Source organism: Novosphingobium sp. Chol11 (assembly GCF_900218065.1).
Taxonomy (GTDB): domain Bacteria; phylum Pseudomonadota; class Alphaproteobacteria; order Sphingomonadales; family Sphingomonadaceae; genus Sphingobium; species Sphingobium agri.
On the sequence record NZ_OBMU01000001.1, the window covers coordinates 746,266 to 755,286 of the forward strand.

Below are 9,021 nucleotides of genomic sequence, written 5' to 3' on the forward strand. Positions count from 1 at the left end.
GCGGGCTGATGCGGCAATGGCTGGGCGCGCTTGATCTGCGCGATCGGGTGAGGGGTGGGCGATGAGTGCGGAAGTGACGGTGCGGGCGGCGGTGATCGCGGCTTTGAAGGAGGACGCGGCGTTGATGGGCGGCCTCAATGGGCTGTTCGACGGGCAGCCGGTGCGGGCGAGCGTGCCCTATGCGGTGGTGGGCGAATGCATCGCCAGCGACTGGGGCGCGAAGGATGTGGACGGGCGTGAGTTGCGGCTGACGATCGGGTTGCATGATGCCGGGGAGACGCCCGGACGGCTGGCGGCGTTGCTGGAGCGGATCGATGCCGTGATGCAGCTTCTGGAATTTGCCGAGGCGTGGCGGATCGTCGCGGTGCGGCTGATCCGGTCCCGGGTGGTGAAGGGGCGGGATAAGGATAACTGGCAGGCGGTGGTGGATTATCGGGTGCGGGTGGTTCGGCAAGGCGGGTGATTTTCACGCGGAGACGCGGAGGCGCGGAGATGCTGCGCTGAAAGCACGGTCATGCATGGCGCTCCGCGTCTCCGCGCCTCCGCGTGATTAATTCTCGCGCAGAGGCGCAGAGTGCGCAGAGCAGGAAGAGATGCTTCGGCGCGGATGGGATTGGGCTGATCAGAGGGTTGTCACGTCTCCCCGCTAACCCGGTTCTCGAGACACGGATTGCGCGACGCTTCTCGACTTCGCTCGAAACGAACGGAGGCGGCTGTGGGGAACTTCGTTCCCGTGCCTTAGCCGCCGGGCTTGGAGTAATCCTCGAACTCGCTGGTGATCTTGTCGACATATTCGGCGATCTGGTCGTCTGCGTCGGCCTGGGCGTCCTTGTCGGACATGCCGGTGGATTTGTCGTCAGCGACGATGGCGGCGCGGAAGGCGGCTTCCTTGGCGCTGCACTTGGATTTCAGCGTGGACTGGAAGTCGCCGAGCGTCAGTTTCTTGTCGAGCGCGGGGCCGACTTCCTTTGACAGGCACTCGGAATAAGCCTTGCGGCCAGCGCCTACGGCGTCGCCGCTCTGCGGGGTGGCGGCCAGCATCATCATGAGGGGAGCAGCGAACAGCATTCGAACCTCTCCAATCGCAATTCAGGCACGTTTTATCTTACGGGAGAATGCTCCATGGGAGTGGAAAAGGGAAGCGCGTTTCTGTTGAAAGTGGGCGATGGCGGGACGCCTGTCGCATACGCAACTGTCGCCGGAATGCGGACCACGCAGCTGTCGGTGAATGGCGAGGGCGTCAATGTGACGTCGAAGGATTCCGGCGGCTGGCGGGAGCTGCTGTCGGGGGCGGGGGTGCGATCCGTCAGCGTGTCGGCGGCGGGCATCTTTACGGGGTCGGCCGCCGAGGTGCGGATACGCAACCATGCGCTGGCGGGGACGATCGAACAGTTTGAGCTGAGCTTCGAAAGTGGCGAGCGGATGCGCGGGCGCTTCCTGGTCACGCGGCTCGACTATGCGGGCGATTATAATGGCGAGCGCAACTATGCGCTGAGCCTGGAAAGCTCCGGTCCGGTGGTGTCGGAATGAGCGCGGCCAATGGTGCGAGGGGCGAGGCCTCGCTGGAGCTGGCTGGCGAGACTTTGCGGCTGCGGCCGAGCTTTGCGGCACTGGTCGCGGCGGAGCAGGAATTGGGGCCGCTGTTCGAACTGGTGGAGCGGGCGGCTGCGGGCAAGCTGTCGCTGTCCGACATGACGGGGCTGTTCTGGCACTGCCTGGCCGATGCGCCCGAAGGGCTGACGCGTGAGAGGCTGGGCGAGGCGATCGTCGAGGCGGGGCTGGCGAAGCTGTCGCCGGTGCTGGGCGGCATCATCAGGCAGATTTTGGGGGGACGATGAGCTTCTTCAAAGCGGCGGCGCGGCTGGCTGGCGTTGCGGGATGGCTGCTGGGTTGGCGGCCGGATGAGTTCTGGCGATCGACGCCGGTGGAACTGGAGGCGGTGCTGCGGGCCGCGAGGGGGGATGAGGAAGAGATGGGTGTTGGGATGGATGCGGGGGAGTTGGCGCGGCTCAGGGGGGTGATGCCGGATTGAGTGCCCAATCTGTGGGAGCATTATGTGGGGCACGCCCCCACCCCAACCCCTCCCCTGAAGGGGAGGGGCTTTTGTGTGTGCGGGAGGTGAGGTTTGGACGAGGAAATCGAGACGCTGGTGGTGCGGGTTCGGGCGGATACGCAGGGCTTGTCGCGCGATGTGGAGGCGATGCGGGGGGCGTTGGAAGGGTCGCTGGCTTCAGGCGCGGAGCGGGCTGGGCGGCGGATCGAGCAGGGGTTGTTGCGGGCGGTGCGGAGCGGGCGCTTTGGTTTTGAGGAACTGAAGCAGGCTGCGTTGTCCGTGTTGGAGGAGATCGCCGCCGGAGCGGTGCGGTCTGGCGCGGCAAGTGTCGGCGGTGTGGGTGGTTCCCTGCTGACATTGGGTGCCGCTGCGCTGGGTCTGCCGGGGCGGGCGACGGGTGGGCCGGTGGCTCCGGGGCGCGCCTATGTGGTGGGCGAGCGGGGGCCGGAATTGTTCGTGCCCACGGCGAGCGGCCAGGTGGTCGCACATGGCGGCGGTGGCGGGCGTGATGTGCGGGTGAACATCGCCGTGCAGGGGCGCGGCGAAGGGTTCGATAACGCCCGGCTGCTGGCGCGAAGTGCGCGGCAGGTGGCGCGGGCGGTGAGGGGGGCGCTGAACGGATGAGTGGGCTGGGCTATTGGCTGGCGGACGCGCGGCGGGGCCAGGAGGAGCGCTTTATGAAGCGTTTCGCGCCAACGCATTGGACGGTGAACTTCCCGCGGCCAATGATGGCAAGCGTGGTCACGACCGCGCCGGATGCACTGCGGGTGGACGCGGTTTTTTATGGGTCGGGCGATCTGGCGGGGCTGATCTGGGAGGCGGAGGACAAGTGGAGCCATCCGCTGCTGGCCTATGGGACGGCCCGCGATTTTCGCGCGTGCGTGCTGCGCTTTCGTTGGCGCAGCGGGGGGCTCAAGCGGCTGGACGAGGTGCATGGCCCGACGCTGACGATCGAGGGGCGGGATGCTGCGGGCAATGCGAGGTCCTGGTATGTGCGGCTGTGGAATTATGCGAGCGGCACGGCGGAAGATGCTGAAGTCGTTTTGGATTTCGCTGATCTGGATGGCGGGTTCCTGCTACCGGGCGAAGCTGATCCGGTGTGGGCGGGCGATGTCGACCGGATGTTCATTTCGCTTGGCTCCCCCGGCTATGACGCGGGGACGACAGCCTTTGCGGCGGGGGTCGAGGGATGGGCCGAGCTGTCCAACATGCGCTGCGACGGCGCGGGGTCTGTGCTGAGCGTCGGCGATGTGATGGTGCCCGAACATGGGCTGTCGATGGCGACCGGCTATGATGATTGTTTCAACCAGACGCCCGAGCGGATCGTCGATGCGATCCTTGCGCTGGGCTATCGCGGCGACATCAACCATTATGTGGGAATGAGCCATTATTTCCGGCTCGAACCGCTGGGCGGCGGATTTTACGTCAGCCTTGCCGGGGGCGTGCTGAATGCGCCTTGTGCGGCGTGGCATGCGGATTTTGCGCGGCGGGCGAAGGCGCTACGGCTGGGGGTGATCTGGTCGCTTTCCTATGAACTGCTGGACGCGCATTGCTGGAACGACTGGAAGCAGCGGGCGGAGAATGGCGATCCCGCGCTGACCGGATGGTCGCCGCCTTCGACATTGCTGTCGCCTGCGCATGACGGGGCGATGAGCTATTTGCGGCTGGTGGCGGGGGCCTTTGTTTCCATTGGCTTGAGCGCCGGGATTCCGATCAAGTTTCAGGTGGGCGAGCCATGGTGGTGGGTGATGCCTGCCGATGGGCGGATCTGCATCTATGACGCGGCGGCGCGGGCGGCCTTTGGCGGGAGCCCGGTGTCGATCAGCGATGTGCGGGGAGCTTTGAGCGGCCCGCAAAAGGCTCTGCTGGATCAGGCGGGGGCAGTGCTGGCGGCTTCGACCGCGGCGCTTTGTGCCTGGGTGAAGGGCGTGGCGCCGGGGGCGGTGACGCATTTGCTCGCCTATCTGCCAACCGTGCTTGATCCGCTGGCTCCGGAGGCGAAGCGGGCGAACATGCCTGTCGGCTGGGCGTCGCCCGCCTTCGATGTGTTGCAGCTGGAAGATTATGACTGGGTGACGGAGGGCCGCCCTACGCGCACGTCCAGGGGAATCGAGGTGGCGACGGCGCGGCTCGGCTATCCTGTCGAGGAGCAGCATTATTTTTCGGGCTTCGTGCTGCTGGGTGAGCAGGCGGCGCAGTGGCGGCAGATCGCTGACGCGGCGGATGCAGCGGTGCGGCGGGGGACGGCGGCGACCTTTGTCTGGGCGCTGCCGCAGGTGGCACGGGATGGCTTCACCTGCTTCAGACTTCAGGGGGATGATGAGATGCAAGCCTTTGACGATGTGGCGTTTCCGATCGCCATCGGGCGGGACGCGAGCTTGTCGCCTGCTTTTTCGACCCAGATCGTGGAGAGCCCGTCCGGGCATGACCGAATGGGAAGCGCCGGGCGTGCTGTGGTGGCTGCTGGCGAAGGGTGAGATCGGCAGCGTGGCGCGCAAGGGCGGGGCGTTCACGGCGGAGCTGGTGGGGGCGATGGCGGCGCTGAAGGCTCCGGTTGCGCCTTCTACTTCGCCGGACTGTCGGGCGCGGCTGGGCGACCGGCAGTGCCGGGTCGATCTGGCGGCGCGGCGCAAGGTCGTGGTGGTCGAGGCTGTCGATGATGTTGAGGTCAGCGCGGCGGGGTTGGTTGCGGGGGTCTATGCCTTTGGCACGCTGCGGTGGATGACGGGACCCAATGCTGGTGCGGTGCAGGGGGTGGTGGATAATGGGGCGAGCCTGCTTACCCTGTCGGACCTGCCCTCCTTTGCCGTCGCGCCGGGCACGCTGGCGTTGCTGACGGAGGGGTGTGATCGGCAGTTGGAGACATGCCGGGCGCGGTTCGGCAATGTCGTGAATTTCCGGGGGGAGCCCTATTTGCCGGGGACGGACCTGCTGACGCGCTATCCGGGCGCATGAGCAGCGGACAAGCGGACCGGATCGTCGCGGCGGCGCGCGATCTGGTGGGCGCGCGGTTCCGCCTTCAGGGGCGGAGCAGGGCGAGCGGCGTGGATTGCGTCGGGCTGGCGGCGCTTGCTCTGGCGGAGGCGGGGCATGAGGCTGCCCTGCCGCGAGGCTATGGGCTGCGATCAGGGGACGAGGCGCTGGCGCGTGACTGGTTGACGCAGGCTGGATTGCTGGCTGTCGAGCGGCCCAAGGCGGGCGACGTGGTGCTCGCGCGGCCGGGACCTTTGCAATTGCATCTGATGATCCTGGTCCCTGGCGGGCATGTCCATGCCCATGCGGGACTGGGACGCGTGGTCGAGACGCCGGGGCCTTCGCCCTGGCCCGTCATCGGCCATTGGCGGACGATAGAGGAGGAGACATGGCGACTTTAGTGCTGACGGCGCTCGGCACCGCCATTGGCGGGCCGCTGGGTGGAGCGATCGGCGGGCTGATCGGCAGCAGCTTCGATCAGGCGGTGCTGTTCAAGCCCAAGGGGCGCGAGGGCAGGCGGCTGACGGAATTGCAGTTGCAGACGTCGAGCTATGGCGCGCAGATTCCGAAACTGTTCGGCACCATGCGTGTCGCGGGTTCGGTGATCTGGGCGACGGACCTCAAGGAAAAGCGCAACCGGAGCGGCGGCGGCAAGGGGCGGCCGAGCGTCACCAGCTACAGCTATTCGGCGAGCTTTGCCGTGGCCTTGTCGGCGCGGCGGGTGCGGGCGGTGCGGCGCATCTGGGCGGACGGCAATCTGCTGCGCGGCGCGGCGGGCGATTTCAAGTCGGGGCTGAACGCCTTTCGCCTGCACCTGGGCGGGGAAGATCAGGCGGCCGACCCGTTGATCGCTTCGGCGGAGGGCATCGCCAAGGCGCCCGCGCATCGCGGGATTGCCTATGCCGTGTTCGAGGACTTGCAGCTTGCCGATTTCGGGAACCGCATCCCTTCCCTGACCTTCGAAGTCGAGGCGGATGCGGGGATGGTGGCGATCGATACGGTGGCGATGGACCTGAGTGGCGGTCTGCTTGCCGCTGCTGAGGATGAGAGCGTGCAGGGATTTGCGGCAGGCGGCGCCGATGTGGTGGAGGCGATTACGCCGCTGGTGGAGGCCTGGGACCTGGCCTTTGCCGCTGGGGAGGATGGGCTGCGGCTGATCGGAACGGCTCGGGATGAGCCTGAGGCCGAGGTCGGGGAAGCGGCCCTTTGCAAGCGTGTGAATGGGCGAGCCATCGACGCTGTCGAGCAGACGGGCGGGAGCGTCGAGGCGGTGCCGGTGGCGCTCGCCCTGCGCCACTATGATGCGGCGCGCGACTATCAGGCGGGGGTGCAGCGGGTGACGCGGCCAGGGACGGGGCGGATCGAACGTGGCATCGATCTGCCCGTCACCATGCCCGCCGATGCGGCACGGCGGCTGGCGGCGCGACGTTTGGGCCATGACTGGACCGGGCGATCGGCCATGACGCTGCGGTGCGGGTGGGAGGCTCTGCGTCACGATCCGGGCGATATCGTGAAGGTCGAGAATGTGCCTGGGCGCTGGCGGATCGAGGAGCGGGAATGGGAGGCGATGGCCGTGCGGCTGGCGCTGCGGCGGGTGCCGGGTGCCGGGGGTGTGTTGCCTGCGGGTGCATCATCCGGTTCCATCGTGCGGCAGGTGGATGCTCCGCCAGGACCCACATCGCTGATGCTGGTCGACCTTCCGCCGTTGCGGGACGCGGCCGCCACGGCACCGTTGATCGCGGCGGCGGCAAGTGGCGGGGAAGGATGGCGGGGCGCGGCCCTCTTCGCGATGAGCGGTGCGGGGGAGGCTGACCCGGTTGGCCGTACGGCGCCCCGCGCGGTGATGGGGCAAGCGGACGAGGTCCTGGGGCAGGGGAGCTGCACGTTGATCGATGCGGTCAACAGCCTACATGTGACGTTGCTGGCCGATGACATGGAACTGGGCGACGCGGATGAAGCGGCGCTGGCGCAGGGGCGCAATCTTTGCATGGTCGGACGGGAGCTTCTGCAATTTTCCCGTGCGGTGCAGACGGGCGCGGCGAGCTTCCGGTTGGAGGGGCTGCGCCGTGGGCTGTTCGGAACCGAGTGGGCTATGGCCGAACGTGGTCCTGATGAGCCGTTTCTGCTGATCGAGGAGGAGCGGCTCGCCGAGCCATTTGCCGGGACGGGCAACAGTGAAATCGGCATGACGCTGCGCCTTGCGGCTCTGGGGATCGGTGATGCCGAGCCGGTGGAGGCAGAACTGGCCGTCAGCGGCGAGGCGGTCACTCCGGTAGCGCCCGTTCACCTGCGCGCCTTATCTGACGGAGCAGGCGGCTGGGACATTCGATGGGTGCGGCGCAGCAGGAGCGGCTGGCGGTGGGTCAGCGGGGCGGATGTGCCGCTGGGCGAGGAAGGTGAGCGCTATGAACTGCGCGTTCTGGCGGCTGGCGCGTTGCTGCGGCGGATAGAAATCGGGTCGGCGCAGTGGACTTACGGGGCCGCTGCCTTCGATGCCGACGGCGGGGGCGCTTTGACGATCGAGGTCCGGCAGATCGGGTCCTTCGCCCTGGGACGTCCCGCGCGCATCATTTTGCCTGGCGGATAATCGAGAATGGAAAGGAAATCCGACATATGACGAGCGATGCGACGCCGCGCTGGGCGCTGCCGAACCTGTTTGCCGGGCAGGCTCAGAAGGAACTGTTCCATAACGAAGCTTTGGCAAGGATCGACATGCTGTTGCACGGCCAGGTGGAGAGCGCGGACGAGGGTACGCCGCCGCTGTCGCCCGGGGAAGGGCAATGCTGGATCATCGCTGCGGGCGCGACGGGAAGCTGGCTTGGCCGGGAGGGATCGGTCGCGTGCTGGACCGATGGCGGATGGCGTTATGCCGAGCCTCGTGCGGGTCTGGTCCTGTGGGTGGCGGACAGGGGGCACGTCATGCAATTCGATGGCCACGGATGGGCGGACGGAGCCGTGCGGAGCGATGGGCTCTATGCCGAAGGTTTGCGCGTGGTGGGGACGCGGCGTCCGGCCATCGGCGACCCCGTGGGAGGGGGTTCCGTCGACAGTGAAGCGAGGAGTTCCATAGCAGCTATTCTTTCCGCGATGCGGGATCATGGATTGATCGAAACATGACTTGAACGTGCCCGACTTTTACAGTGCTGGTGCACGGAAATGCTTATATATCGGGGCTCCCGCAGTCCGCTGATGCATTTTGGCAACAGTTTCACCAAATGTGGACTTGCCATGAAACTTTCTTGCCGATACATGGTTTCAGCAGTCCTTCGTGACACTTTTGAAAGGGGAATCCAAATGCGGAAGCTTGCCCTCGCGGCTGCGCTTGCGACCAGTGCCCTGGCCACCCCGGCCCTGGCGCGTGATGATAGCTGGTATATCGGTATCGAATCCGGCGTCACCATCGTTGAAGATCAGGACATCACTTTCAGCCCCGGTTTCGATCCGTTCACGGGCGCTCCCACTGCCAGCACCACGCTGGAAAATGTGGACTACCACAAGGGTTGGGACGCTGACGCCGTCATCGGTTACGACTTTGGTGGTTTCCGCCTTGAAGCCGAAGCCGGCTACAAGCGTGCCAAGGTCGACCTGGACAACAGCCAGTTCGGCGGTTCCGTTTCGGCTCTCTCGTTCATGCTGAACGGTCTGCTTGACTTCGGTTCGGACGATGGCCTGCAGGGCTTCGTCGGCGGCGGTGTCGGCGTTTCGCGCGCCAAGCTCGCCAACGACCTGGTCAACGACAGCGACACCGGTTTCGCCTGGCAGGCGCTGGCTGGCATTCGCTATCCGCTGACCAACAACCTCGACGTTTCGCTGAAGTATCGCTTCTTCAACCAGGACGATATCAACCTCGTCCCGGCTTACACCACTGCGGTGGGCGTTGCTGGCGGTGACGTCGAAACGAAGCTGCGTACGCACAGCCTTCTGCTGGGTCTGACCTACAACTTCGGTGGTGAACCGGCTGCTCCGCCGCCGCCCCCGCCGCCGCCCCCGCCGCC

The 9,021-nt window shown here is 66.4% G+C and carries 11 protein-coding genes and 1 pseudogene; 11 read left to right on the forward strand and 1 reads right to left on the reverse strand.

The features are described from left to right. The first annotated feature begins 61 nt into the window (after positions 1-61). Entirely contained in the window at positions 62-463 is a 402-nt protein-coding gene (locus tag NCHOL11_RS03760; RefSeq protein ID WP_097091127.1) for a DUF3168 domain-containing protein, read from the forward strand. Between the two features lie 275 nt (positions 464-738). On the opposite strand, the gene NCHOL11_RS03765 is transcribed toward NCHOL11_RS03760, so the two are convergent. Beyond that, the gene (locus tag NCHOL11_RS03765; RefSeq protein WP_097091128.1) at positions 739-1,068 is read right to left on the reverse strand and encodes a hypothetical protein; all 330 of its coding nucleotides are present in this window, start codon (positions 1,066-1,068) and stop codon (positions 739-741) included. Positions 1,069-1,122: 54 nt separating this feature from the next. Between NCHOL11_RS03765 and NCHOL11_RS03770 the strand changes: the two genes are divergently transcribed. The 10 genes and pseudogenes from NCHOL11_RS03770 to NCHOL11_RS18470 form a co-directional block, all read left to right on the forward strand. Next, positions 1,123-1,530, forward strand: a complete 408-nt coding sequence (locus tag NCHOL11_RS03770) for a phage tail tube protein (protein WP_097091129.1) — start codon at positions 1,123-1,125, stop codon at positions 1,528-1,530. Then, positions 1,527-1,838, forward strand: a complete 312-nt coding sequence (locus NCHOL11_RS03775) for a gene transfer agent family protein (protein WP_097091130.1) — start codon at positions 1,527-1,529, stop codon at positions 1,836-1,838. The genes NCHOL11_RS03770 and NCHOL11_RS03775 overlap by 4 nt, the downstream gene beginning before the upstream one ends. Beyond that, positions 1,835-2,032, forward strand: coding sequence for a phage tail assembly chaperone (locus tag NCHOL11_RS03780; RefSeq protein ID WP_097091131.1), 198 nt, complete (start codon positions 1,835-1,837; stop codon positions 2,030-2,032). Before NCHOL11_RS03775 ends, NCHOL11_RS03780 begins: the two co-directional genes overlap by 4 nt. A gap of 93 nt (positions 2,033-2,125) precedes the next feature. Further along, complete coding sequence (locus NCHOL11_RS03785; protein WP_097091132.1) at positions 2,126-2,677, forward strand: tail tape measure protein; 552 nt, start codon at positions 2,126-2,128, stop codon at positions 2,675-2,677. Beyond that, positions 2,674-4,494: pseudogene (locus NCHOL11_RS18465) on the forward strand (non-contractile tail sheath protein); the annotation flags it as partial. The gene NCHOL11_RS03785 and the pseudogene NCHOL11_RS18465, both read left to right, overlap by 4 nt. After that, positions 4,478-5,008, forward strand: a complete 531-nt coding sequence (locus NCHOL11_RS03790; protein ID WP_255254694.1) for a DUF2163 domain-containing protein — start codon at positions 4,478-4,480, stop codon at positions 5,006-5,008. The pseudogene NCHOL11_RS18465 and the gene NCHOL11_RS03790, both read left to right, overlap by 17 nt. Further along, on the forward strand, positions 5,005-5,427 hold the full coding sequence (locus tag NCHOL11_RS03795) for a hypothetical protein (RefSeq protein WP_097091134.1): 423 nt from the start codon (positions 5,005-5,007) through the stop codon (positions 5,425-5,427). The genes NCHOL11_RS03790 and NCHOL11_RS03795 overlap by 4 nt, the downstream gene beginning before the upstream one ends. Next, positions 5,415-7,613: a phage tail protein gene (locus NCHOL11_RS03800; RefSeq protein WP_097091135.1), complete on the forward strand. Its 2,199-nt coding sequence runs from the start codon at positions 5,415-5,417 to the stop codon at positions 7,611-7,613. The genes NCHOL11_RS03795 and NCHOL11_RS03800 overlap by 13 nt, the downstream gene beginning before the upstream one ends. A 26-nt stretch (positions 7,614-7,639) precedes the next feature. Then, positions 7,640-8,143, forward strand: coding sequence for a DUF2793 domain-containing protein (locus NCHOL11_RS03805; RefSeq protein WP_097091136.1), 504 nt, complete (start codon positions 7,640-7,642; stop codon positions 8,141-8,143). Between the two features lie 177 nt (positions 8,144-8,320). Then, positions 8,321-9,021: outer membrane protein (locus NCHOL11_RS18470; RefSeq protein ID WP_255254695.1), on the forward strand; the 701-nt coding region annotated here is incomplete at its 3' end.